This window comes from Cytobacillus sp. Bva_UNVM-123 (genome assembly GCF_046351715.2).
Classification (GTDB): Bacteria; Bacillota; Bacilli; order Bacillales; family Cytobacillaceae; genus Cytobacillus.
Window position 1 is genome coordinate 4,924,763 of record NZ_CM177772.1, and the last position, 24,817, is coordinate 4,949,579.

Annotated in this window: 25 protein-coding genes; 6 read left to right on the forward strand and 19 right to left on the reverse strand. The window is 39.1% G+C overall.

The features are described 5' to 3' along the window. The first annotated feature begins 194 nt into the window (after positions 1-194). The gene (gene cls, locus KDN24_RS25020; protein ID WP_409971016.1) at positions 195-1,394 is read left to right on the forward strand and encodes a cardiolipin synthase; all 1,200 of its coding nucleotides are present in this window, start codon (positions 195-197) and stop codon (positions 1,392-1,394) included. 194 nt (positions 1,395-1,588) lie between these two features. Here cls and argS read toward each other — a convergent pair whose 3' ends face one another. The 4 genes from argS to speE form a co-directional block, all read right to left on the reverse strand. Continuing rightward, entirely contained in the window at positions 1,589-3,259 is a 1,671-nt protein-coding gene (argS, locus tag KDN24_RS25025; protein WP_409971015.1) for an arginine--tRNA ligase, read from the reverse strand. Positions 3,260-3,351: 92 nt separating this feature from the next. Then, entirely contained in the window at positions 3,352-3,798 is a 447-nt protein-coding gene (locus tag KDN24_RS25030) for a YwiB family protein (RefSeq protein ID WP_409971014.1), read from the reverse strand. A 441-nt stretch (positions 3,799-4,239) separates the two neighbouring features. Then, positions 4,240-5,112, reverse strand: coding sequence for an agmatinase (gene speB, locus KDN24_RS25035; protein WP_409971039.1), 873 nt, complete (start codon positions 5,110-5,112; stop codon positions 4,240-4,242). A 66-nt stretch (positions 5,113-5,178) separates the two neighbouring features. Further along, positions 5,179-6,009 carry a spermidine synthase gene (speE, locus tag KDN24_RS25040; RefSeq protein WP_409971013.1) on the reverse strand — a complete coding sequence of 277 codons (831 nt, stop codon included), beginning with the start codon at positions 6,007-6,009 and terminating at the stop codon, positions 5,179-5,181. A gap of 413 nt (positions 6,010-6,422) precedes the next feature. On the opposite strand from speE, the gene KDN24_RS25045 reads away from it, so the two are divergent. Further along, positions 6,423-8,489: a transglycosylase domain-containing protein gene (locus KDN24_RS25045; RefSeq protein ID WP_409971012.1), complete on the forward strand. Its 2,067-nt coding sequence runs from the start codon at positions 6,423-6,425 to the stop codon at positions 8,487-8,489. A 400-nt stretch (positions 8,490-8,889) separates the two neighbouring features. Here the strand turns inward: KDN24_RS25045 and KDN24_RS25050 are convergent, their stop codons facing one another. Beyond that, a complete protein-coding gene (locus KDN24_RS25050; RefSeq protein WP_525931261.1) occupies positions 8,890-9,399 on the reverse strand; it encodes a YwhD family protein in 510 nt (169 codons plus the stop codon). 375 nt (positions 9,400-9,774) lie between these two features. Next, the gene (locus KDN24_RS25055) at positions 9,775-10,431 is read right to left on the reverse strand and encodes a site-2 protease family protein (RefSeq protein ID WP_525931262.1); all 657 of its coding nucleotides are present in this window, start codon (positions 10,429-10,431) and stop codon (positions 9,775-9,777) included. A gap of 163 nt (positions 10,432-10,594) precedes the next feature. On the opposite strand from KDN24_RS25055, the gene thmT reads away from it, so the two are divergent. After that, complete coding sequence (thmT, locus tag KDN24_RS25060; protein ID WP_409971011.1) at positions 10,595-10,780, forward strand: 2-hydroxymuconate tautomerase; 186 nt, start codon at positions 10,595-10,597, stop codon at positions 10,778-10,780. Between the two features lie 87 nt (positions 10,781-10,867). Here the strand turns inward: thmT and KDN24_RS25065 are convergent, their stop codons facing one another. From KDN24_RS25065 to KDN24_RS25075, 3 genes are all read right to left on the reverse strand, one after another. Continuing rightward, positions 10,868-11,374 carry a YwgA family protein gene (locus tag KDN24_RS25065; RefSeq protein ID WP_409971010.1) on the reverse strand — a complete coding sequence of 169 codons (507 nt, stop codon included), beginning with the start codon at positions 11,372-11,374 and terminating at the stop codon, positions 10,868-10,870. Between the two features lie 21 nt (positions 11,375-11,395). Continuing rightward, on the reverse strand, positions 11,396-12,700 hold the full coding sequence (locus KDN24_RS25070) for an HD domain-containing protein (RefSeq protein WP_409971009.1): 1,305 nt from the start codon (positions 12,698-12,700) through the stop codon (positions 11,396-11,398). 742 nt (positions 12,701-13,442) lie between these two features. Then, positions 13,443-13,667: a YuzB family protein gene (locus KDN24_RS25075; RefSeq protein ID WP_409971008.1), complete on the reverse strand. Its 225-nt coding sequence runs from the start codon at positions 13,665-13,667 to the stop codon at positions 13,443-13,445. Between the two features lie 314 nt (positions 13,668-13,981). Here KDN24_RS25075 and KDN24_RS25080 point away from each other — a divergent pair, with 314 nt between their 5' ends. Beyond that, complete coding sequence (locus tag KDN24_RS25080) at positions 13,982-14,716, forward strand: RsfA family transcriptional regulator (protein WP_409971036.1); 735 nt, start codon at positions 13,982-13,984, stop codon at positions 14,714-14,716. 405 nt (positions 14,717-15,121) lie between these two features. Here KDN24_RS25080 and lipL read toward each other — a convergent pair whose 3' ends face one another. Together lipL and pta are read right to left on the reverse strand one after the other, a co-directional pair. After that, positions 15,122-15,958: an octanoyl-[GcvH]:protein N-octanoyltransferase gene (gene lipL / locus KDN24_RS25085; protein WP_409971007.1), complete on the reverse strand. Its 837-nt coding sequence runs from the start codon at positions 15,956-15,958 to the stop codon at positions 15,122-15,124. Positions 15,959-16,000: 42 nt separating this feature from the next. After that, a complete protein-coding gene (gene pta / locus KDN24_RS25090) occupies positions 16,001-16,978 on the reverse strand; it encodes a phosphate acetyltransferase (RefSeq protein ID WP_409971006.1) in 978 nt (325 codons plus the stop codon). Between the two features lie 467 nt (positions 16,979-17,445). On the opposite strand from pta, the gene hemQ reads away from it, so the two are divergent. Together hemQ and gerQ are read left to right on the forward strand one after the other, a co-directional pair. Next, positions 17,446-18,192 (forward strand): hydrogen peroxide-dependent heme synthase, encoded by a 747-nt coding sequence (gene hemQ / locus KDN24_RS25095; RefSeq protein WP_409971005.1) that lies wholly within the window; start codon positions 17,446-17,448, stop codon positions 18,190-18,192. A gap of 218 nt (positions 18,193-18,410) precedes the next feature. Continuing rightward, positions 18,411-18,899, forward strand: a complete 489-nt coding sequence (gene gerQ / locus KDN24_RS25100; RefSeq protein WP_409971004.1) for a spore coat protein GerQ — start codon at positions 18,411-18,413, stop codon at positions 18,897-18,899. Positions 18,900-19,065: 166 nt separating this feature from the next. On the opposite strand, the gene KDN24_RS25105 is transcribed toward gerQ, so the two are convergent. The 8 genes from KDN24_RS25105 to KDN24_RS25140 form a co-directional block, all read right to left on the reverse strand. Then, entirely contained in the window at positions 19,066-19,437 is a 372-nt protein-coding gene (locus KDN24_RS25105; RefSeq protein ID WP_409971003.1) for a DUF423 domain-containing protein, read from the reverse strand. Positions 19,438-19,493: 56 nt separating this feature from the next. After that, positions 19,494-19,769 carry a YwdI family protein gene (locus tag KDN24_RS25110; protein ID WP_409971002.1) on the reverse strand — a complete coding sequence of 92 codons (276 nt, stop codon included), beginning with the start codon at positions 19,767-19,769 and terminating at the stop codon, positions 19,494-19,496. A 17-nt stretch (positions 19,770-19,786) separates the two neighbouring features. Continuing rightward, positions 19,787-19,960 (reverse strand): uracil-DNA glycosylase, encoded by a 174-nt coding sequence (locus tag KDN24_RS25115; protein ID WP_409971001.1) that lies wholly within the window; start codon positions 19,958-19,960, stop codon positions 19,787-19,789. A gap of 144 nt (positions 19,961-20,104) precedes the next feature. Beyond that, a complete protein-coding gene (locus KDN24_RS25120; protein WP_491348220.1) occupies positions 20,105-20,698 on the reverse strand; it encodes a hypothetical protein in 594 nt (197 codons plus the stop codon). A 326-nt stretch (positions 20,699-21,024) separates the two neighbouring features. Beyond that, the gene (locus KDN24_RS25125) at positions 21,025-22,044 is read right to left on the reverse strand and encodes a thiazole biosynthesis adenylyltransferase ThiF (protein WP_409970999.1); all 1,020 of its coding nucleotides are present in this window, start codon (positions 22,042-22,044) and stop codon (positions 21,025-21,027) included. Positions 22,045-22,069: 25 nt separating this feature from the next. Further along, entirely contained in the window at positions 22,070-22,303 is a 234-nt protein-coding gene (gene moaD / locus KDN24_RS25130; RefSeq protein ID WP_409970998.1) for a molybdopterin converting factor subunit 1, read from the reverse strand. Further along, positions 22,296-22,760, reverse strand: coding sequence for a molybdenum cofactor biosynthesis protein MoaE (locus tag KDN24_RS25135; RefSeq protein ID WP_409970997.1), 465 nt, complete (start codon positions 22,758-22,760; stop codon positions 22,296-22,298). Before KDN24_RS25135 ends, moaD begins: the two co-directional genes overlap by 8 nt. Positions 22,761-22,819: 59 nt before the next feature. Then, entirely contained in the window at positions 22,820-24,754 is a 1,935-nt protein-coding gene (locus tag KDN24_RS25140) for a molybdopterin biosynthesis protein (RefSeq protein WP_409970996.1), read from the reverse strand. Positions 24,755-24,817: the final 63 nt, after the last annotated feature.

Sequence of the window (24,817 nt, forward strand, 5' to 3'; positions counted from 1 at the left end):
AATCGTAAATTCCCCATCCAATTAGTCGAAAATTTTTAATACAATATAATTTTCAGAAATCATTCTTGATTCTATTATATTATGAATGAGCATTCAGTCAACTAATTTTTAAAAATTTCAAACGAATTCATCATAGAAATGAATAGAAAGGAGATAGTAAAAGTATCTTGCTATAATTCGGGGAGCAATCAACTTTGACTACTTTAATCATAACGACTGTTTTAATTGTTATCATTCTCTGGCTGACGCTTGATTTCAAACTCGGGAAAAAAAAGCACTTAAAAAAACAGAAACGAAAGCCTCACCCTTTTCGGCAGAGTGATTTTTCTATTTTTGATTCTGGACCAGAATTGTTTAAAGATTATTTTTCAGAATTAAAAAAAGCAAAGCATCATATCCATATTCTATTCTATATTGTTAAGGATGATGAAATTAGCACGGAATTTTTGACGATTTTGAAGAACAAAGCGAATGAAGGGATTGAAGTCCGTCTCCTACTTGACTGGCTTGGGAGCCACTCAGTAAAAAAAGAGACAATTCAATCTTTGAAAAAGCACGGGATAGAATTCTCTTTCGCTCAAAAGCTGAAGCTGCCGTTTCTCTTTTTTTCCACCCAAGTTCGAAACCACCGAAAAATTTCGGTCATTGATGGGAAAATTGGCTATATTGGCGGATTTAATGTTGGGAAGGAATATATAAATTTAGACTCAAAACTAAGTCCGTGGCGTGATTACCATTTGAAAATAACAGGTGAAGGTGTGGAAGATTTACAAAAGCAATTTTTAGAGGATTGGCATGAGGAAACAAAAATAAATTTGCTGGCAAATAGGAAGTTTTTCCCCCTTTTGCCAAAAGGGGGCATCCACCATCAAATCATCCCCTCAAAAGGAATATTTTTGGAGGATACATACTCTGGCTTAATTCGGAGGGCCAAAAAAAGTATTGTGATCGGGACACCTTACTTTATTCCGAGCAGCAAATTAGTAGCTGATATGCTTTCAGCACTAAATAGAGGGATTTCTTTGACCATTCTCGTACCAAATACGGCCGATCATATTCTTGTAAAGGAAGCGTCCTTTCCCTATTTAAGAACTTTGCTAAAGCAAGGAGCGCATGTTTATCAATTTCTGAACGGCTTCTACCATGCGAAAGTATTAATAATTGATGATGACATTTGCGACATCGGAACGGCTAATTTTGACGAGCGCAGCCTTTTTCTTAATTGTGAAATAAATTGTTATATTCATGATCGCCACTTCGTAGAAAAAATTAAAAAAATTGTTTATGACGATATTCGGGATTCAGAAGCATTAACATTAAACCAGCTTAAGCAGCCTAATCTATTGCGGACAAGCAAGGAATTCATTGCCCGTTTGGCAGCACCTTTTCTGTAGAAATTAATTCATATACGCGCTACATTCATCGGCTGTAATCCAGTTTTTATTTTTTTATCAGCGAGATTCAGCTATTTACCGGCCAAGTTCATGTATTTATCAGCCGATTATGCTACTTTATCAGCCAACGCATCCACAAACTGTAAAAAAAGCTTGCGAAAAATGATTTTCCGCAAGCTTTCTATTTTCTATCATTACATTTTCTCTGGAGCTGAAACGCCAATTAAAGTTAATGCGTTTTTCAGCGTTATTTGTACAGCTTTAATTAAACCAAGGCGTGCTACTGTTCTTTCAGGATATTCAGCATCTAATACCTTTTCGGCATTATAGAAGCTATGGAAGGTAGAAGCCAATTCAAAAATATAATTCGTAATGCGGTGTGGCAATCGCTTTTGTGCTGCTTCAGCAACAGCAAGCGGGAATTCACCGAGCTTCTTAAGCACGTCCATTTCTTTTTCTGCAGAAATAAGGGAGAAATCAGCGCTGTTATCTGCCAGCATCCCTTGTTCTTCTCCTTGACGAAGGATGCTTGAAATCCGAGCATGTGCATATTGGGCATAATAAACTGGATTTTCGTTCGACTGTGAAACGGCTAAATCTAAGTCAAAGTCTAAATGTGTGTCAGCACTTCTCATCGCAAAGAAATAACGAGTGGCATCTAAGCCAACTTCCTCCACAAGCTCACGCATCGTAACTGCTTTCCCTGTCCGCTTGCTCATCTTCATTTTTTCACCATTTTTATATAAATGAACGAGCTGAATAATTTCAACTTCTAGCGCATCTCGATCATAACCAAGCGCCTCAATGGCCGCCTTCATTCTTGGAATATAGCCATGGTGATCGGCTCCCCAAATATTAATAAGCTTCTCAAAGCCGCGCTCTAGTTTGTCTTTATGATACGCGATATCAGGTGTTAAGTACGTATAAGTTCCATCATTCTTAATTAAAACACGATCCTTATCATCCCCAAAAGGAGTGGAACGGAGCCAAGTAGCACCATCTTCCTCATAAATATGGCCATTATCCTTTAATGCTTGAAGAGCGGTGTCAATTTTCCCATTATGGTATAAAGAGGTTTCTGAATACCAAACATCAAATGGTACACGGAACTCTTCTAAGTCTGTTTTCAATTTTGCCATTTCAACCTTTAGTCCGTATTCACGGAAGAAATCGAAGCGCTCTTTTTCATCAATATGAACATATTTATCGCCATACTCTTCCGCAAGCTGTTTGCCAATTTCAATAATATCTTGACCATGATAACCATCTTCTGGCATGTCTTTTTCCAACCCTAAAGCTTGAAAATAGCGAGCCTCTACAGAGATTGCCAAGTTGTTAATTTGATTCCCCGCATCGTTTATATAATATTCGCGTGAAACATCATAGCCCGCTTTAGCAAGAATATTACATAAAGAATCACCAACTGCTGCACCACGAGCATGTCCAAGGTGAAGATCGCCTGTTGGGTTTGCAGATACAAATTCAACTTGTATTTTTTGTTTTCCCCCAACCGTTGTTTCCCCGTATTTCTCACCTGCTTCAAGAATGGTTGGAATTAAATTTGTTAAGTAATGATTGTCCATATAAAAATTAATAAAGCCTGGGCCTGCAATTTCAATCTTTTTAATTGAAGCTTTATTATGATCGAAATTAGCAATAAGCTCTTCCGCAATCATTCTCGGTGCCTTCTTTGCAACACGAGCAAGCTGCATTGCCATATTCGTCGAATAATCACCATGTGCCTTTTCCTTTGGTGTTTCTAAAATAACAGCAGGAATTTGTTCCTCCTCTGCCAATTTCGCTTTTAGAACAGCGGCTTTAATTTCTTCTTTTAAGTTCGCCTGCATTTGTTCTACACTATTCATCATTCTTCCTCCTTATCTAGCTTCAGCAGCTCGGCTTTAAATAGTCATGCACACTTCGCACCAGGATGCATTCCTCAATCCACCTTACCGCTTCAGCATTCCTCTTTAAAGTTAACCGTTAAATGATATGTACCTGACTGAGCACCTTGCATCTTTAAATCGTATAAAACTTCAAACGCTCCTTCACCTGTTTCGTCATTGAACTGATGATGAAGCCGCTTTGTTGAAGTGATTAATTCAAAATCACCGTATGGCGTTGTATAGCTTCCCCTAAGTCTTTTATTCATTTTAAAAGGCAGTCTCATTTTGACCGCTCCACTACGTAAGATAAGTCCATCCTCACCAGACATCTTTATAGTCGTTTTAACAGGTGGAAGCTCTTCTTCCATTACCTCATCGTATTGTAAGTAGCAGGCATTTTCTTTTTGATAGTATCGGCCAAATGCAATTAATTCAAAAGTCTCCTTTCGATCTCCATCGCGAATGTCCGTTTTCACAGTTAGTTTTACCGATATTTGTTCTTTCCGTATCGTTGACAATGATCGCCCACATCCTTTTCATTTAGGATCTGTTAATCTTGCCTGTTGATTTCCGTTCTGGGCATTCGCTTTCTGTGAGGTCTCCTAGACTCGGTTTCCCTCAGAGATCTTGCGCCAACAACTTAGTGAAAAAATCAACATAGCCTTCATTTATTATAGTTTAAATGGATGACAGGTTCTACTTTATTTGAAAAGCTATTCAATTATTGATTATCCGCCACAATTCTTAATGAAGACAAGTTTTTTGGAAAAAAGGAATGGGGGTGAGGCATTTAAGAGATTGGATGATAAGAGCAAAAAATAAGGAAAAATCCTCTAATGTAACGCATAACCATCACGTCACATCAGAGGCTTTTTGAAAGGAAAGGCGCTCATCCTTTATGTTAAAACTAGAGCAATTCCATCTATTTATCGCAAATAAAGCAACCACTTTGGTTTTTCTTATTTCACCCAACCTAATATCATTTCACGGATAAGCTTACTTGCAGTGTTCGCCGTTTGTTCAGACGAATCGTAAATAGGTGCTACTTCTACTAAATCAGCACCGACTACTTTCACTTCTGAACGAGCGATTTCATGAATGGAAGCTAATAATTCTTTCGATGTAATGCCACCCGCATCTACCGTTCCTGTTCCAGGAGCATGGGCAGGATCAAGCACATCGATATCGATCGTCACGTATACTGGACGACCAGCGAGCTTTGGAAGCACTTCTTTTAATGGTTCTAACACTTCAAATTTAGAAATATGCATCCCAACCTCTCTCGCCCATTGGAATTCTTCTTTCATCCCTGAACGAATTCCAAACGAATAAACATTCTGTGGACCGATTAAATCACACACTTTGCGAATGGGTGTTGAATGGGACAACGGCTCCCCTTCATAATTCTCACGCAAGTCTGTATGAGCATCCATATGAATAATGGCTAGATTAGGATATTTCTTGTACATCGCCTTCATAACTGGCCAAGAAACTAAATGCTCTCCACCCATTCCTAGAGGAATTTTCCCATCTGCTAAAAGCGTATCAATAAATTCCTCGATTAAATCAAGGCTTTTGTGCGCATTACCAAATGGCAGTGGAATATCGCCTGCATCATAGTATTTTACTTCATCCAACTCTCGGTCTAAATATGGACTATATTCCTCAAGGCCAATCGATACTTCACGAATCCGTGTAGGACCAAAACGGGAGCCTGGACGGTAGCTAACAGTCCAGTCCATTGGCATGCCATAGATGACTGCTTCACTTTCTTCATAACTTGGATGGCTTTTTATAAACACATTGCCTGAATATGCCTCATCAAATCGCACCATGAACAATCCTCGCTTTTCTTTGTCTAGACGCGGCCCCTGTACAAGGCGCCTCCGCTTTTCTTTTTATTTTACTAAGTCTTGAACGAATTTTGGCAATACGAAAGCGGCTTTGTGAAGCTCTTTCGTGTAATATTTCGTCTCGATTTCATGGAAGCGATCTTCGCTAACTTCTAATGGGTCATATTTCTTTGAGCCAAGTGTGAATGCCCACATCCCACTAGGATATGTGGGGATATTTGCAACATAAAGACGTGTAATTGGGAAAATTTCCTTTACATCCCTTTGTACGTCACGAATTAAGTCTGCTTTAAACCATGGATTGTCTGATTGGGCAACGAAAATACCATCATTCTTTAAGGCTTTCGAAATTCCCGCATAAAAACCTTTCGTGAATAAATTAACGGCAGGGCCGACTGGCTCTGTAGAGTCAACCATAATCACATCGTATTCATTTTCACTTTCAGCAATATGCATGAAACCATCGCCGACTTTAACATCAACACGTGCATCATCAAGCATTCCTGCAATTTCAGGTAGATATTGTTTTGAATATTCGATAACTTTGCCATCAATATCAACAAGCGTTGCTTTTTTTACACTTGGATGCTTTAGAACCTCGCGAATAACGCCACCGTCTCCACCACCAACTACTAATACATGTTCTGGGTTTGGGTGAGTAAATAGTGGAATGTGCGCAACCATTTCATGGTATACAAACTCATCCTTCACTGACGTCATGACCATTCCATCAAGCAAAAGCATGTTACCCCATTCTTCTGTCTCGACCATTTCAAGCATTTGAAAGTCTGTCTGTTCTGTATGTAAAGTACGTTTCACTTTCATCGTAATTCCAAAATTATCAGTCTGTTTTTCAGTAAACCAAAGTCCTCCCATTATGGATCAACCCTTTCTTAAAAAATCTTTATTTAAAGGCTCTGTTAAATGTAATAAGTGGTTGTTGATTTCCGCTCCAGGTTGCTCGCTTTCCACAGGCGGTCCGGGAGCCTCCTCGGCACTATCGCGCCTGCGGGGTCTCCCTAGTCCCTTCCTTCTGCAGGAGTCTCGCAACCTTCTGCTCCAATCAACAGGTGCTAGATCAACATTGTTCTTTAACAGATCCTATTTAAATAATGTCATTTTCTTTTTTATACTTCCCAAATGGAAATAATACAAACACGAGGAAAAGTATAGAGGAATCTAGCAAAAATGCAAGAAAAATTTGTGTTTGCTCTATATAAATGTTTAAAACCATCCTATTTTTTCAATACTAGGAAAAAGAAGTTTCCCGAAAGGAGGAGGCTACATAGATGGAGATTATGACAGACCAGCGATTCAGAAAAGCAAAAAAATATTTTCGTGCCCTCTTTTTTATGAGCTTAATCGGATTTATCGTAGCAGCTGTTTTCATTATCGGGATTTTGGTATATGCAAAAATACTTGGGCCTCCACCGTTATCTGTCTCGCAATCAACCTTATTTTATGCAGAAGACGGGAAAGTAATTGGAGAGAGTCATGACGGACAAAAACGATATTGGGCACAACTCGATGATATAAGTCCCCAATTAATTGATGCGACAATTTCAATTGAAGATAGGAAATTTTATTCACACAATGGCTTTGATTTTATAAGAATTGGAGGCGCCATCCTAGCAGATTTTAAGGCGATGGCAAAAGTGCAAGGGGCAAGTACAATTAGTCAGCAATATGCACGGAATTTATTTTTAGCTCACGAAAAAACGTGGAAACGTAAATTAATTGAAGCCTTTTATACGATTCGTTTAGAAATGCACTATTCAAAACAAACCATTTTAGAAGGCTATTTAAATACGATTTATTATGGCAATGGCGCATATGGTGCGGAAGCAGCAAGTCAGTTTTACTATGGTAAAAGCGCTCACGATCTCACTCTTGCTGAAGCTTCCTTACTAGCTGGCATTCCTAAAGGAGTAGGTCTCTATTCCCCTCTCAACTCGCTTGACAATGCAAAGAAGCGACAAAAGATTATTTTGCAAACAATGGTTACGAACGGATATATTAATAAAAAAACAGCTGAAGCTGCTGCAAATAAGCCGCTGCAATTTGTCGGCAAGCACCTTTACACGAAAACAACGATCGCACCATATTTTCAAGATGCGGTTCGGCAAGCTTTAAAGACGGAGTTAAAATTAGACGACCGCACAATCGCATTAGGCGGCTTAAAAGTTTATACAACCCTTAATTTAGAACAGCAGGAATTAGCAGAACAAATAGTAGAAGGCCTATTTCCAAAGCAGTCTGAAATCCAAGTTGGCTTTATTGCCATGAATCCTAAAAACGGTCAAGTTACCGCTATGGTCGGTGGAAGGAACTATGAAGAGAGTCCATTTAATCGTGCGGTCCAAGCAGTACGCCAGCCTGGTTCAACAATGAAGCCACTGCTATATTATGCTGCTCTTGAGCATGGCTTTACTCCTGCAACGATGATGCGCAGTGAGCAAACAACCTTTCGCTTTGAGGACGGAAGCACTGATTATTCACCGAAAAACTATAATAATCAATACGCGAATGGAGATATAACGATGGCACAGGCCCTCGCCCTTTCCGATAATATTTACGCGGTAAAAACACATTTATTTCTAGGTGAAGATGTGCTTGTTGAAACAGCGAAAAAATTCGGCATTCATACACGTATGAATAAAGTTCCTTCCTTAGCACTTGGGACTTCTGGCGTAAAAGTCATTGAAATGGCAAATGCGTACAGTATGTTAGCAAATGGTGGGGAAAAGATCGCACCGATCTTAATTAAACGAATTGAAAATTATCATGGCGAGGTTATTTACGAACATAAAAAAGAAGCCATTCCCGTATTGCGGCCTGAACTAGCTTATGTCACGACTAATATGTTGACAGGAATATTTGATCCGAATCTAAATGGGTATACAAGTGTCACTGGTATATCCATTTTGGATAAAATGACCCGCCCTTATGCAGGAAAATCAGGTTCAACCGACACGGACAGCTGGATGATTGGTTACTCGCCTCAACTTGTTACAGCGGTTTGGACAGGTTATGATAAAGGGAGAACCATCACTACACAGGTTGATAAATCTTATGCAAAAAATGTGTGGGTTCGCTTTATGGAGGGCGCACATAAAGGAAAACAATTAAAAGAATTTAAGCCTCCTAAAGGGACGATCGGGGTATATATTAATCTTGAAAACGGCAAATTAGCCACTGAACAATGTCCTGTAAAGCGGCTCACATATTTCGCCGAAGGAACGGAACCGACTGAATATTGTACAGACCATTTATCCGACAGCGAAGAAATCCCTAATACGACTGATGGAACGCAGAAAAAACCATGGTATAAAAAATTATTGGATCTTTTTCCGTAAACAAAAAACCTCAGAGAAAAATTCTCTGAGGTTTTTTGTGTCCTAGCTTTACCAGTGTCTTCACACTGATAATTAGTTTACTTTCTTTATTTGATTTGGGCAAGTAGTTAGAAATTTTAGTCGACAAACTGTCACAATTTCGACATAAAGTGAAACTTCAAACAGTGGGGGTTTACCTTCATCCCCCATTGTTTGTTAGTTGAACCAATCGGGCTTTTACGGGCAGTTGATCCCCATTATAGAATGTCCAGTTTTCTTCAGCTTCTTTTAGTGGGGATCTTACTGCCCGTTAATCTGCGATAAAGTGAAACTCAAACAGTGAAAACTGTTTAAGTGGTACATAACTTGCGACACACTTTAATCTTACAATCCATTTCTGTTCAGAAATTTCTTCTTCTGCTTAATTAGCTAGTAAATCATCTTTAAGCTGTTGTACAGAGCGTTCCCACATACCCTCATCATGAGTCTTCAAAAACTGGGCAAGCACTTGTTTGGATTTATCATCCATATGGTCAACAATAATGTGTCTCTTCATCGATTTATCCATTCGATTTACATGTTCTGGCAAAGATTTATAGCCTCTGCGAATCCCTCTGTCTACCGTCATTTCACAAGCAGTAACACCCGCATAATATGGGCCATCTTCCTTTCGATCAATCGTTACCCAAATAAGCCAATAAGGCAATCCGTTTGGAACTTCCTCTTTGCTTTTTAAAAACTTTATGCCTTTTTCAACAGGACTGCGTGCATGCAAGGCACCAACTTCAATCGATGCTTCACCTGCTTGAACATCAATAATAATAGGTGAAACATTATCAAGACTTAATGAGCCTGAACCAAATCCACCATGTCCTTCTGTCGGATCACTTTTAATAATATTAAAGCCTATGTTTTTCTTTTTCTCTTCCAAAATAATTGCCTCCTTCAAAAAAGATGAAAATTCTCCTAGTTCTTAATATCCATTCCAACAATTAGCTAGTATCGATATTTATGTAGTACAAAAAATTTAAAAACAACCATTTATATCTTCATACATTCATTTTTGTGACCAGATAGAAATGAGCTATTGACCACTCTCATGTATAATCATGCGCTATTTTGCCGATAGAAGTAGGCTATCAGCCACTTTTCTCCTCATACATCCTTCATTGTCCAATAGATGCACGCTATCGACCACTGTCCTCCTCATACATCCTTTCTGTAGCCATTAGAAACAAGCTTTTGACCTTTTTCAAGTAAAAGCACTCCATTTTCGGCCAATAAGAAAAGTGCTTTCCTGTTAGCGCTACATAAATAAGCGGGAGAAGAAATCACCTAAACCATTCGACAATACTGGCAGCACCGTACGAAATATCGGCCGGATTGTATATTGATCCAGTGGTGTGATAACAAGAATTAAAAAAATAAGTGCGCCATATGTTTCATATTTCGTTAATTTAGGTCTTATATTCGCAGGTACTAAATCTTCAATAATTCGATAGCCATCCAATGGAGGGAGCGGCAATAAATTAAACACAAATAATACTAAATTAAGGTGTATAAAAATATTAAAAAAATCTTGTATAGCAGAAGACGGTCCTGCAACAACACCAAATTTAAGTAATGTAAACCAAATCACAAATCCGATCATCGCCAAAATTAAATTGCTAATCGGACCAGCAATCGAAACGAGAATGCCTGCCAATCGCGGATTTTTAAAGAAAAATCGATTGACTGGTACTGGTCGAGCCCATCCGAAGCCGGCTATGAAAATGAGAATGGTTCCAATCGGATCAAGATGCTGAATCGGATTTAATGTGATTCTGCCTTGATTCTTTGCAGTCGGATCGCCAAATTTATATGCTACATACGCATGAGAAAATTCATGAACAGTAAAAGCAATCATTAATGTAATGGCAACATAGGGTATTTCCCGTAAAGAAAACGCTAGAAATTGTTCCAAATACTATGACCCCTTTTTGTCAGATTATCTAAAAGTATACACGAATTCAGTCATAAATGGAAAAAGAAGAACCTACATAACGAACTTGCACAAACAATCGAAATATGAAAAACTACAAAAGAAAAGAGTTTATTAGTGAATGCTTAGTAGAGGAGATGAGAAGATGCCATATGTAACAGTAAAAATGCTTGAAGGACGTTCAGAAGAGCAGAAGAAGGCTCTCGTTGAAAAGGTTACGGAAGCTGTTAACGAAACAACGGGTGCTCCAAAGGAAAATATCGTTGTTTTTATCGAAGAGATGACGAAGAATCATTATGCAGTTGGAGGAAAACGCTTAAGCGATCAATAAGAAAAAACCGGTCTTGAGCCAACAAACTCAAGACCGGTTTTTTCATCAATTAACATGTCGGGCAATTCTCATTTTTACGTTTTACGATTAATGGGCAGCCTTTCTCCTCAAGCCTTCAATATATTGATAAGCTTCTTCTACTTCCTCATCTGTATAGCGCTGCTTGCTCTTTAACGTGAATACCTTTTCTTTCACTTCATCTTTCGGCAACGATTCGAAAAACAATACTGTTGAGACTAACTCGAGAAATCGAGCATTCTGATTATTCATATCTGTTAAACAATCTTGAAGATTAGGCATCTCTACTTCGTTTAAACTTAAAAATTCCTTCCCATTCTCTGTTAATGAGTAACGATATTGATAGTATCCGCCCTTTTTTTCCTTTATCTCATTTAGAAAACCCATATTACATAGTTCCTCAACTCTTAATGTTAATTCCTCTGAGTAAGGACCATAGAAGTGAAATTGAAATTTCTCCTGAAAAGGAAAAGCCATTTTTTTTGCGATAAAAACCATCTTCTGCAGCTTTTTCCGCCCAATGATTTCTTCTGAAGCTGCAATAGCTTGAATAATTTTGGCATGATCTTTTAACAAGCTCTTCATCTCCTACTCCATTTATTGCTCGATCTCTAATAGCTTCCGAATTTCCTTTTTGATGCTTGGCTTCGTACTTTTATCATGAAGTAGATCAGCAGGATAATACAGTTTATGATCGGTCCTTCTTTTTCCAGAAATAGCGTCTACAATTTCTGATTCTCGGGAAAGCTCACGAATTTCTCCATTTTTCATAACTAATTGAATAGGCAGGCGCTCCTCCTCTTCCCCTGGACGATAAAAATCATATGGGAGATCTGAGGAAGAATCGACAACTAAATAATAATCTGGATCTATGCCAGCTTTTATAAATAGATTAGATAGCTCAGAAAGCTTCTTATACTCTTTTGCGGGATCAAACTCTGCATGTTTAAATAAATTCCGGTTCATAAAGCGTAAACAAAGGTCTCGAAGAATGAAATCGTCTTCTTCCAGCCACATTTGAAAATAATAAAGGATAATGGCTTCATCTAATTTAATATAGTCTTCAACGGTCATTTCACCATTGAACAATGAATAAAAATGAGTTGGGTAAGATTTAAAGGCGTAGCCTTCCTTATGCAAGCGCTTAGCCCGGTGCAAGATTTTCGTTAAAATTACTTCAGCACTGCGGGTTACAGGGTGAAAATAGACTTGCCAATACATTTGATAACGGCTCATAATATAATCCTCAACCGCATGCATCCCACTTTGCTTTATGACGACCTGATCTTCTCCTGGCCGCATCACACGCAAAATTCGTTCCATATCAAAATGTCCATAGCTTACCCCTGTATAATAGGCATCTCTTTGCAGGTAATCCATACGATCCGCGTCAATTTGGCTTGAAATTAAACTAACGACTAATTTATTTTTCGATGTTTTGGCGATGACTTCTGCTACTTTTGCTGGAAAATCCTTGCTTACTCTAAGCAAAACTTTATTTACTTCTGTTTCTCCAAGGATAATGGCTCTCGTATAGTACTCATGGTCTAAATCAAACACTTTTTCAAACGAATGTGAGAACGGGCCATGCCCTAAATCATGTAGGAGTGCTGCACATAAAGAGAGAAGTCTGTCATCTTCATTCCACTCAGGTCTACCGCGAAAAACATCGTCTGAAATTCGACGAATAATTTCATACACCCCGAGAGAATGGTTAAATCGGCTATGCTCCGCCCCATGAAAAGTTAAATACGTTGTCCCAAGCTGCTTAATTCTTCTAAGCCGTTGAAACTCCTTCGTTCCAATTAAATCCCAAATCACGCGATCACGAACATGAATATAGCGGTGAACAGGATCTTTAAATACTTTTTCTTCACGTAATTTCTCAACCGGATATGCCATCTTTTCCCTCCGATTTACTTACTTCCTCTCATTATAGCTTGAAAAAGAAAGCAATTCACTACAAAATTTCTGAAAAATCGGCGTTACTCGACAGGAAGCTTGTCGAGTAACGAATTGCAGCATCCCGAATTTTTTAGTTCCATTTTTTACTATTTTTTGTGTTTTTTTGGTGTTAGGCACCGTACATGCAGGAATCGGTCAACCTTCTTCATTCCCGAAATATTAAGAGGGCGCATTTTTCAGGAATCGGTCGACCTTCTTCATTCCCGAATTATCGAGAGGGTGCGTTTTTGGGGAATCGGTCGACCATCTTCATTCCCGAATTATCGAGAGGGTGCGTTTTTGGGGAATCGGTCAGCCATCTTCATTCCCAAAATATCGAGAGTGAGCGTTTTTCGGGAATCGGTTAGCCATCTTCATTCCCAAAATATCGAGAGGGTGCATTTTTTGGGAATCGGTCAGCCATCTTCATTCCCAAAATATCGAGAGGGAGCGTTTTTCGGGAATCAGTTAGCCATCTTCATTCCCAAAATATCGAGTGTGAGCGTTTTTCGGGAATCGGTCAGCCATCTTCATTCCCAAAATATCGAGAGGGAGCGTTTTTCGGGAATCGGTTAGCCATCTTCATTCCCAAAATATCGAGTGTGAGCGTTTTTCGGGAATCGGTCATTTTACGGTGCCAGGCACCATAAAATACAAATTTTCAAAATAAAATCACCTTCCCATTGGTGGTAAGGTGACTTTATTTTTTAAGCTTTTTATTTACTTTTTCGATTAATTCTTCTTCTGTTAAGCCGGCTAGCGGACGATTATTCACAAATGCAAATGTTTTCTTTCTGCCTGGTCCACAATACGACTGGCAGCCAATCTCTATTTTCGCCTCTGGATCAATATCCTTTAAACGAGGGATTAATGTCTTTAAATTAACGCCTTGACAATCGTCGCAAACACGAAATTCGTTTGCCATATTCGTTACAACCCTTTCTGCGATCTATCTTAACTATGTAAGAAAGAGAACATATTTAGAGAACTGTTGAACTGAGCGCCTTCGCTCTCCTGATTCTAACTATAACAACTAAAGGCTCTTGCTGTATTTTACAGCTTCTTTCCTCCTAATGCAAGCGGTTGGCCTTTTATCGGCATCATTAAATACCTATCTATTGAAAAAGGATGAAAATGTAATTAATTCTACTATCCTTTTAAACCCATTTGTATAATTTTCTGCAAAAATGTCCATCCTTAAACTATAGAAATAAAATGTATACTAATTTAGGAGTTGAGATTATGAAAGTTCGTCAAGATGCATGGACTGATGAAAATGATTTATTACTAGCAGAAACAGTTTTAAGACATGTACGCGAGGGCAGCACACAATTGAATGCCTTCGAAGAGGTGGGAGATAAGCTAGATAGGACGTCTGCAGCGTGTGGATTCCGCTGGAATGCTGTCGTAAGACATCAATATGAAAAAGCCCTACAGCTCGCAAAGAAACAGCGGAAGCAAAGGCAACGCATTCTTGGAAAAGATCAAGGGGGAAAGAAAAAGCTTCTTTATAGCCCACCTGCTCCAACAGTGAATGATGTTGAAGCAGCAATAGATTTATCTCTTCCAATTGAGGAAAAAGAAAATTCATTCAATAATATGAACATGACAGAATCAATGATAAGTACTGTGAACACTCAACAAGCAAGCTATCATGTAGCATCAGAATTGAATATTGAGCATGTCATCTCATACTTACAAACTTTAAAACATTCAAGTATTCAACTAGATATTTTAAGAAATGAGAATGAAAGATTAAAGCGCGAAAATGCGCAGATTAAGAGCCACAATGATGAATTACAAGGAAAAATAAATCATTTAGAACAAAATTCCGTTTCCATTCAAGAAGATTACGAAACATTAATGAAAATTATGAACAGAGCTCGTAAGCTTGTCCTTTTTGAAGAAGAAGAAAAGCCAACAACAAAATTTAAAATGGATCGAAACGGAAATCTCGAAAAAATGGCTGAGTAAATAAGAAAAGCGCAAGCGCCTTGGTTAGAGACGTATAAACTGGACTGACCTCGACTGAGATAAAGGAAACACGACGAGTGAAGCGAGTCGATGTTGACTTATCGTAGGGGAGAGGGAGGGAAGTTTACTAGTCGCTAGGCGCTGGAGCTAGACACTCATCCAACTTCAAAGATACAAATTCTTATATTATTAGAAAAGCGCAAGCGCCTTGGTTAGCCATTCAGCTACTTCAAAATATTTATTACTTTTTTTAGAAAATAGAACTTCCTTTTTGGGAGAAGGAGAAGGGGCATGGTCCTCGATCAAGAAAAGCCGTAAAGATTTCACTTTACGGCTTTTCGTTAGCTAAAGAAAGTTCCAATTCATTTGCTCGTATGTATATTGCATAAGAAAACCAAAGTTTTTCTAATATAATTCTTCCATTATTTTATCATTTCTCTCGGTAACACGACTGTAGTACGCTTCAAAAAGGCGAGCTTCTTCTGCTGTTAACTCGCCCATATAAATATGATTGCTTTTTCTTTTTAGTACATTTAAAAGGCGCAGCATAACGTCCTGAACAGTTAAATCAATCTGTAATAATTCTGTTAAAGATGCCATGACATTTGGATTAATAATTGGATACTCATATTTTGTATCTGCCTGTTTTTTAGAAATAGAATAAAATTGCTCAATTACTTCCGCACGGGCACTTCCACTGCCATTGACACAAAGATAGATTTGCACAGCAACGCCAAATCGGAGACGCCTTTGTGAAATTCCCGCAAATTTTTTCCCACCAATACTTAAATCATAGCTTCCCGGACAGTAAGAGCCAACTATTTCTCGGGCTTCAATTTCATCAGGGAAATCTGCAAATAGTTCCTTAATCAGCTGCCACATCGCATCATATCCACGATTGATGTCAATTCCTTTTTCTTTTTCCGGAAAAACGAGCGTTATATTTAATACACCCTCATCGAGTACAACAGCAAGACCACCTGAATTTCTAACAATAACTTCATATCCCTGGCTGTTTAAATAGTGTAGACCATCCGCTAAAAACGGTAGCTTCGTATCTTGAATGCCTAGAACAACTGTATTGTGGTGAACCCATGACCTTGCAGTAGGCGGGGCCGTTCCACCTCCGACAGACGCACATAAAGTATCATCCATCCCAAATGAATAAAGTGCATTAAAATGTTTCCCAACTACCGATTGGTCAATTATTCTCCATTGATCTTGCTGTAATAAATCTCCCATTTTATTTCTCCCCAATTAACTTATTCCCGATATTTCCGTCTCTTATTGATTTAATGCTTGTGCAGCTGTAATAATCGCTAATTTATATACATCTTCTTCATTACATCCTCGGGACAAGTCATTAACAGGACGGTTTAATCCTTGCAAAATAGGACCAACCGCTTCAAACTTCCCGAGACGTTGAGCAATTTTATAGCCAATGTTTCCAGCTTCTAAGCTAGGGAAAATAAACACATTCGCATCGCCTTTAATTATTGAATTTGGAGCTTTTTTTTCCGCCACAGATGGAACAACAGCTGCGTCAAATTGAAATTCACCGTCAATCAGTAAATTCGGATTGTGCTTTTTAGCTTCTTCAACAGCAGCCATAACCTTCTCTGTCTCTGGAGATTTCGCGGATCCTTTTGTTGAAAAGCTTAACATGGCAACTCGCGGTTCCATTCCAAACATGTTTGCTGTTTTGGCACTCTCAATAGCAATTTCAGCTAATTCTTTACTATCAGGTGCAATATTAATAGCACAATCGGCAAATATGTATTTTTCTTTATCACGAACCATAATGAAAACGCCTGATGTTTTACTAACTCCTGCCTTCGTCTTTATAATTTGCAAGGCAGGTCGAACGGTATCTGCTGTAGAATGTGCAGCACCACTTACAAGTCCATCAGCCTTATTCGTATAAATCAGCATGGTGCCAAAATAATTTTCATCAAGAACTATTTTTCGAGCTTCATCCACTGTCTCTTTTCCTTTTCGTCTTTCCACAAAAGCGGCTACTAGTTCATCCAGTTTAGCAAAATTGTTAGGATCATGTATAACGATTCCTTCGAGTGAAATACTATTTTCTTTTGCCTTCGCTTCAATAGCTTGAACGTTTCCAATGAGAATAGGAGTCAGAAGCTTTTCAGCAGCTAATCTTCCCGCGGCGGCTAAAATCCGCTCATCCACCCCTTCTGGAAAAACTATTTTTACATTTCGACCTTTAATGCTCTCCTTTAACCCCATAAATAGATCACCCATATAAATCCTCCCTCTTGTTCTCCTTTAGAATACCCAATACTTCTAAAATTTCAAGATGTTTATTCTTCACAATTATGAATCAATTAAGGAGAGTGTATACGTACAAACTGATATGACGTGATAACTTCATTAGAGGGGACTTTACTGACATGAAAACTGTGACAATTTCCACATTTTCGTCAAAAATAGGGACATTCCTTTTTAGTTTATAAGTGTTATTCTGATGTAAATGGGGAAAACTATGATATAGTTATGGTGTAAAAAATAATATTTTTTTAAGTTAGATAGGTGTCTAGCACCAACGCCTGCTCCTTGACGTACAGGACTTCTAGTTACAAAGAGCTTGACTATGGATATAAGCCCTCTTTTAGCAAGGGTTGTCATGTACTTGTCATGGTGAGCATAATGGAGCATGTTGATTTTAATTGTTTCCAAAGGCGCAAGTACATAATAGGAGTGATCGTAAAATGAGTGAAGCAGCAAAAACACTTGAGGGTTGGTATTGTTTACATGACTTCCGAGCAATTGATTGGACGTCTTGGAAAATGTTATCAAGTGATGAACGCCAAGCGGCAATTCATGAGTTTTTAGCCCTTATTGAAAAGTGGAATACGACTCAAAATGAGAAAAAGGGAAGCCATGCACTATACACAATCGTCGGGCAAAAAGCTGATTTTATGATGATGACTTTAAGACCTACATTAGAAGAAATTAATGAAATTGAAAACGAATTCAACAAGACAAAATTAGCAGAATATTGCATTCCGACATCTTCTTATGTATCTATCGTTGAATTAAGTAATTATTTGCCGTCTGATCAAGATCCATACAAAAGCCCAGAAATTCTTGCACGTTTATACCCAATTTTGCCAAAAACAAAACATGTTTGCTTCTATCCGATGGATAAGCGCCGCCAAGGCAATGATAACTGGTATATGCTTCCGATGGAAGATCGCCGCGACATGATGCGCAGCCACGGAATGATCGGTCGTTCATATGCAGGAAAGGTTAAGCAAATTATTACTGGGTCTGTTGGCTTTGACGACTACGAATGGGGCGTTACATTATTCTCTGATGAAGCCCTTCAATTCAAAAAACTTATTTATGAAATGCGCTTTGATGAAGTAAGTGCGCGCTATGGCGAATTCGGTTCTTTCTTCGTTGGTAATATTCTTGAAGAAGATCGAGTAGCTCAACTATTACATGTTAATTAATCCTTTTGCTCCCGGACATTGTACCGGGAGCTTTTCTATTTATACAAAAGGAATGGTTCAATGAATCTAGTGACTATTTATTTTTCATACAAGTAGATGAAAAAGTCATAAACAAACATGCCTTCACATACGAATAAATTAGTGAGTCATTTAATGAAGTAAGAGCTTTACATTTGATATTTTAATAAAAAATTAAAGTGTTTTAAGGAGGGAAACTAGTGAGCGAACCGTACTATAGTCAGTACCCTTATACAGATTACCGAACAACCCCTTATTATGGGTTTCAACAGCCTACGTCTGGAGGTACTGTGCCGCAGTCATTTGGGGGTCAGCCTACTGCCTTTCAACAAGTACCAACAGGCGGTACAGGGCCCATCCCTGGAACAGCAACTACACCAGCAACTCCAGGAGCACATATTCCAGGGATGCTCCCAATTGAACAATCTTATATTGAGAACATTTTGCGGTTAAACAAAGGAAAGCTTGTCACTGTTTTTGCAACGTTTGAGGGGACTCCCCAAAGAACCTTCGATGGTCTTATTGAAGCAGCAGGCAGGGATCACTTAATCCTTAGCGATCCACAAACAGGGAAAAGATATTTAATTCCAATGGTTTACTTAGATTATGTCGTATTCAATGAAGAAGTTGAATATGAGCCACCTTTTGGTACAGTGCCAGGCATGCTCTCACAATACAGTCCTAGATAAGAAAAGCGGAGGCGCTAATCAGGCGCTCTCCGCTTTTCTATTGTCTAGCTCCGAGCGCCATCGGCTCGAGGTCATAAGCCAATCTGTCAAGAAGGTTAAAGGGCAACCTTCCTGCCAGCTCGTCTTATGCTTGTCACCGATAAGCAGCGCTCTCCGCTTTTCTATATCACATATGCTTGACGGCTGCTGTTATTAGTAGTGCCCACGCTACTAAAAAGGCTACTCCGCCAAATGGTGTAATGGCTCCAAGAACACCTATTTTCGTCACTGTCAATACGTACAAGCTGCCGGAGAATAAAATTATCCCGATAAGCATTAACCAGCCTGACCACGTTAAAAGTCCACTGACAGGAAATTTCCCCAACAACACCCCGATAATTAATAAACCTGTAGCATGAAACATTTGATATTGGACACCTGTTTTCCATATCTCCATATACTTGGGCTCAACTATTTTCTCAAGTCCATGAGCTCCAAAGGCTCCTAATGCTACAGATAATAAGGCGTTCAATGCCCCAAGAATAATAAATACTTTCATTGTAACTACCCCTCATTTCTTGACTAATAGGCAAGTACTAAAGTAAACCTTTCCTTTTAGAAATCAAAAATGGAATCCCCATTTGCTTCATCATCCATTTTCAGCCGTTGTGGTTGCTGAATAGAGGATGGTTCTATTTGTTGTTTGGATTGGAGCGTATATGTATTCGTTCGTTCATGCTGCCGGTCTTCATTCTCTACCTCAAGGATAAGCTCACATAATGACTTTATCGTGTGGACTCTTTCTCGCATTCTTTGGAGAGTAGAGCTATCTTTTGCTTCTCCTAATTCCTTTTCCATTTTCTCAAGTAATTGCTGAATAGAAATATTCAATCCTTTCACCTCTACCATTAACCATTCGCTTTTTTCTCAAATCGTAAACATGGTTGGCCTGATGCTCGAAGAACTTCAGCAGAAGGCAACTGAGCTGTCTTAAATTGAAAGGCTTTACATCCCTTCGGATAACGACTATCCCATGTAACATAGAAGTATTTACATTTAAAACAATCAATTCGCTTCTTCATCATTATCATTCCTTGCATTATTCACAACTATTATAACATGAACATAGTGAAATATACGATTAGACTGCGCTCTAAACTTTGTGTTCTCCAAGTCCCTTCGGCCAATGCCGTAGCTATTCTTATTCGATGTTACTAGCAGTATACTTACTTTATCTTATAACAAAAACAAAGGGTGAGGAAAGAATTCGATATCTTTCCCCACCCTTTGCTTTCACTTACTTCTAAGAAAAACTTGGGTAAAAACCAGGCGGCAAAACTGCCCGGTACCGCTCGTGTGAAATATCGCGGATGCGCTTTTTTGGGGAATCGGTTGGCCATTTTCATTTCCGAAACATCGGGGATGCGCTTTTTTCGGGAATCAGTTGACCATCTTCTTTCCCAATATTTCGGTGGTGGGCGCTTTTCGGGAATCGGTTGACCATCTTCTTTCCCGATATTTCGGTGATGGACGCTTTTCGGGAATCGGTCGGCCATCTTCTTTCCCGAAACATCGGGGATGCGCTTTTTTCGGGAATCGGTCGGCCATCTTCTTTCCCGAAACATCGGGATGCGCTTTTTTCGGGAATCGGTCGGCCATCTTCTTTCCCGATATTTCGGTGGTGGGCGCTTTTCGGGAATCGGTTGGCCACTTTCATTCCTGAAACATCGGGATGTACTTTTTTGAGGAATCGGTTGACCATCTTCTTTCCCTAAATATCGAAGATAGACGCTTTTCGGGAATCGGTTGGCCATTTTCATTTCCGAAACATCGGGGATGCGCTTTTTTCGGGAATCAGTTGACCATCTTCTTTCCCAATATTTCGGTGGTGGGCGCTTTTCGGGAATCGGTTGACCATCTTCTTTCCCGATATTTCGGTGATGGACGCTTTTCGGGAATCGGTCGGACGATTGGCGTGACCGCCAAATGTCGTGCTGATGGACAAGCTGAGAGAATGCTTATCTATATCATTTTTTCGAAAGCCAACAGAACTGTTCCTCTCCATAAAAAGAAAATACCACAGTCCAAATGACCATGGTAGACCCTTAATTTTATACTTCTTATTGTTTAAAAATAGTTCATACGTTTATCCGAGAAGACGGTGATAAATTGTTTTCGCCTGTGTTACATCTTTCGTTCCATGTATAAGGGCACGCCCATCATTAAAAATCACGAGTCGTTGGTCATCCATTTCGACTGATAGTAAATATGGATTCCCTTTAACATGATAACCTAGTGATTTCAACTGGGTTGACAATGTACTTAACTGAATTTCCTCCTGCTTAGGCGGACGAATTTGAACCGTGTCTCTTCCACAAAGAACAGCGGTTTTCATCATATTATCGCTATCTAAATATGGATAAGTACGCTCATCTCCACATGACAAACAATGTCTATCTTTTGCTTTCGCTATTTTTATATTCGTATATTGATTATGCCATAAATCAAAGCTAACATAAGAGTCCCGAACTGCATCCCAGTCTTCCACAAGGATTTTTAGCGCCTCAGCAACCTGATGAGAGATAACCATTTGCGCTGCAGGTGCGATAATTCCACCAGTATCACACGTCAACCCTTGAATGGGGATTTTCTTCAATAAGCAATTCAAGCACGGTGTTTTTCCAGGAATAATCGTTAAACTCATGCCATAGCTGCTGACACATGCTCCATAAATCCATGGTATATGATATTTTTGAGAAATATCATTAATCATCATTCTCGTTTCAAAATTATCTGTTGCATCAATGATTAAATCGACGCCTTGAACGAGATCGACGAACTTTTCAGGAGTGGCATCGGCTACCACCGGTTGTAAGTTCACATCCGAGTTAATTTCCCGCAGTCTTTTTACAGCTGCCGCCGCTTTAGGCAATTTCTCTTCAACATCCTTTTCTGTATAAAGCTGCTGACGTTGAAGATTGCTTTCTTCTACATAATCACGGTCAACGATCGTTAAAGTCCCTACTCCCGCTCTTGTGAGCATTTCTGCATTCCCAGAGCCGAGAGCTCCTGCTCCAATTAACAATACATGCTTTGAACGAATTTTCTCCTGCCCCTTTTTGCCTATGGACGGGAACAAAATTTGTCGAGAATATCTTTCGTTCATTGCTCTAAACTTCCTTTCTCGTTCATTAGCCACCACTTACTGGCGGAATAAAGGCAATCATATCGCCTTCATGAATAATCTCTTCATCTGAAGCAAATTCTTCATTAATGGCTGTCATCACATTATCAAGATTTATTGCTTCATATTTTTCGGAAATTAGCTTTTTCAGATCAGTAACTTTTAAGCCCTTTGCATCCCATTCGATTGATTCCCCGCCGACGACATCTCGTAAATGAGCAAAAAACAAAATTTTATTCATTTAAGTCCTTCTCCTCCGGTTTTCCTTTTGGATATGCTACAGTTTCAAGCTGATTTCCAACCCATTCTTCTCCATCTACCCAATGTTCCTTTTTCCAAATCGGAACAATTTCCTTAATCCGCTCTATCGCATAACGATTTGCCTCATATGAGTCTGCACGGTGTGGCGTAGATACGGCGATAACTACAGCAATATCTGTAATATCTAATTTCCCAACGCGATGCGTAATCGCTACCTCCGCACCTTCCCAGCGTTTCTTAATCTCATCACCAATTTGTTCAAGCTTCTTAACAGCCATCGACTCATAAGCTTCATAAATGAGGAAAAGTGTTTTTTTGCCGTGAGTTAATTCGCGGACTGTTCCAATAAAGGTTGTAATTGCTCCAGCTTCACGTTGAACGACCTTATCAATTACTTCCTGAATAATGATTGGTTCCTTCGATATTTGGTAATCCATTTCATCACCTCTTAATTTAGAAAAATTGAAAACACAGGGACTTCACTAACAAGAAACTCTCAATTTTCTGATCTTGGAAAATAAATTGGTTCAGGGTTGACTTCGATTGAGTAGCCGCCAATTTCATCAACACGCTTTTTAAACTCTGCGGATTGAATTATTCCAATTATCGTTTTTCCTTGTTCACTTTCAAAAAATCCCTTTGTCATAAGTAAATCATAATGCTCGTCCGCTACAGGAATAAAATCAAGCCCCATTGATTTAGCAGCTGGATAGATTCCAAGACCTACAGCCTTACTATCTCCTTTCACTTCGGCTGCAACACTTAAATGAGAGAACATTTCACGATCATAACCGTTTATACTTTCTGAATTTAACCCTACTTCTCTTAAGAGCATGTCAAATAAAATTCTTGTTCCCGCACCTTTTTGACGATTAACGAAGTGGGCTTGCTTGTCGCTAATGTCTGTGACATCTTTTATATGAAGTGGGTTGCCCTTTGGCAATAACCAACCTTGCTTTCGTTTCAAAAATGGGTAAAGAACTACTTCTTCGTTAGCTAAAAATTTCTCGATATAAGATAAATTGTATTCCTTTGTTTCAGGGTCAAGAAGATGAATTCCGGCCACATGGGCTTCCCCCTTCTTGATTGCCATAATCCCTGCTAAGCTCCCGACATGAGAGGACATTAGCTTCGATGTTTTTTTCACTTTTTTAAGATGAGAAGATAATAGATCAAGTGTTAAATCGTGGCTTCCAATAAATACAACTGAATCTTTAATTTCCTCTAGTGACTTTAAAAGCTCAATTTCAACCGTTTCCCCTTGCTCATAGCCCAATTGAGTAGGAGGGATGACTAGAAGACCATCTGCTCTCACTAAGGACATTGTTACACCAGCCGCTCTTGAAAGGGGATTCGCTATGAATTCTCCATTCACAAACCCAATATTCATGCGAATAAAATCTTCAGCCCCCATTGTTCCGACAATTCGACGACCTAATTTTACCTTTAATGTTTGTCTAACCGGCTCAGGAATTTGCAAATAATCACAAATAAGTGGTCGAACAAACCACTCAAGCGCTAAATAGGCTGATACTGGATATCCAGGAACGCCTACAATCATTGTATGTCCGATCTTTCCGATGATCACTGGTTTTCCTGGTCTCGTTGCAACCCCATGTGTATAAACTTCACCAATTTCTTCAATGATATGAACCGTATAATCCTTTGAGCCCGCCGAAGAACCTGCATTTATCACAACAATGTCTGATTGTTCTGCCGCTTCCAAAAGAACGGCTTTAATATTTTCTGGTTCATCTTTTACGATCGGATGTAAACGAGACTCTCCACCCCATTCATGAATATAATTCGAAATGACAGAACCGTTAAATTCTACTAGTTTTCCAGTAGCAACTAAACCATCTGCATGAACAAGTTCATTTCCTGTAGGAATAACCGTAACAATTGGCTTTTTCATAACTGGAATTGTTAATACACGCGAGGCAAGCTGGGCCCCGATATCAACAGGTCTAATCATATGCCCTTGAGGAAAGAGCATTTCTTCCTGAACAATGTCTTCTCCAATGGGACGAATATGCTGCCATGGTGAAGCAGGCTCAATGATTTCCACAGTATCCTCATCAAGCTCTTCGACATTTTCAATCATAATAACCGCATCAAACGGCGAACAAACCTCATTCCCTGTATCTACATACATAAAATCCACATTTTGCTTTAGTTGAATTGGATTTTGCTCATGAGCCGCATATGTTGCTTCTGCACATACTGCAATCCCATCCATCGCTGAGGCATGGTAATGCGGCATAGAAGAATTCGCAAAAATGGGTTCCGCTGTTACTCTTCCAAGCGAATTGCTGCTTTCAATCCACTCCGTTTTTCTCTTAGGCTGAAATTGAGAAAGCATTTGTTGTCTAGCCTCGCTGCGGGGCTCATCTTCTAAATAAACTTTCCTTTTATAATGAAAGGCTGCCATTCATATCCACCCCCCTGCTGAATTTGAAAGCCCTTTTACATTCATACCCACTTACAGAAGTGG

What these genes read in the sequence shown, in the direction of transcription:
- argS (WP_409971015.1), bottom strand. Translation starts at nt 3,259, where the DNA reads ATGAATAGTGTAGAACAAATGCAGGCGAACTTAAAAGAAGAAATTAAA.
- speE (WP_409971013.1), bottom strand. Translation starts at nt 6,009, where the DNA reads ATGGGAGGACTTTGGTTTACTGAAAAACAGACTGATAATTTTGGAATT.
- KDN24_RS25045 (WP_409971012.1), top strand. Translation starts at nt 6,423, where the DNA reads ATGGAGATTATGACAGACCAGCGATTCAGAAAAGCAAAAAAATATTTT.
- thmT (WP_409971011.1), top strand. Translation starts at nt 10,595, where the DNA reads ATGCCATATGTAACAGTAAAAATGCTTGAAGGACGTTCAGAAGAGCAG.
- KDN24_RS25070 (WP_409971009.1), bottom strand. Translation starts at nt 12,700, where the DNA reads ATGGCATATCCGGTTGAGAAATTACGTGAAGAAAAAGTATTTAAAGAT.
- KDN24_RS25075 (WP_409971008.1), bottom strand. Translation starts at nt 13,667, where the DNA reads ATGGCAAACGAATTTCGTGTTTGCGACGATTGTCAAGGCGTTAATTTA.
- lipL (WP_409971007.1), bottom strand. Translation starts at nt 15,958, where the DNA reads ATGGGAGATTTATTACAGCAAGATCAATGGAGAATAATTGACCAATCG.
- pta (WP_409971006.1), bottom strand. Translation starts at nt 16,978, where the DNA reads ATGGGTGATCTATTTATGGGGTTAAAGGAGAGCATTAAAGGTCGAAAT.
- hemQ (WP_409971005.1), top strand. Translation starts at nt 17,446, where the DNA reads ATGAGTGAAGCAGCAAAAACACTTGAGGGTTGGTATTGTTTACATGAC.
- KDN24_RS25105 (WP_409971003.1), bottom strand. Translation starts at nt 19,437, where the DNA reads ATGAAAGTATTTATTATTCTTGGGGCATTGAACGCCTTATTATCTGTA.
- KDN24_RS25115 (WP_409971001.1), bottom strand. Translation starts at nt 19,960, where the DNA reads ATGAAGAAGCGAATTGATTGTTTTAAATGTAAATACTTCTATGTTACA.
- KDN24_RS25120 (WP_491348220.1), bottom strand. Translation starts at nt 20,698, where the DNA reads ATGAAAATGGCCAACCGATTCCCGAAAAGCGTCTATCTTCGATATTTA.
- KDN24_RS25125 (WP_409970999.1), bottom strand. Translation starts at nt 22,044, where the DNA reads ATGAACGAAAGATATTCTCGACAAATTTTGTTCCCGTCCATAGGCAAA.
- moaD (WP_409970998.1), bottom strand. Translation starts at nt 22,303, where the DNA reads ATGAATAAAATTTTGTTTTTTGCTCATTTACGAGATGTCGTCGGCGGG.
- KDN24_RS25135 (WP_409970997.1), bottom strand. Translation starts at nt 22,760, where the DNA reads ATGGATTACCAAATATCGAAGGAACCAATCATTATTCAGGAAGTAATT.
- KDN24_RS25140 (WP_409970996.1), bottom strand. Translation starts at nt 24,754, where the DNA reads ATGGCAGCCTTTCATTATAAAAGGAAAGTTTATTTAGAAGATGAGCCC.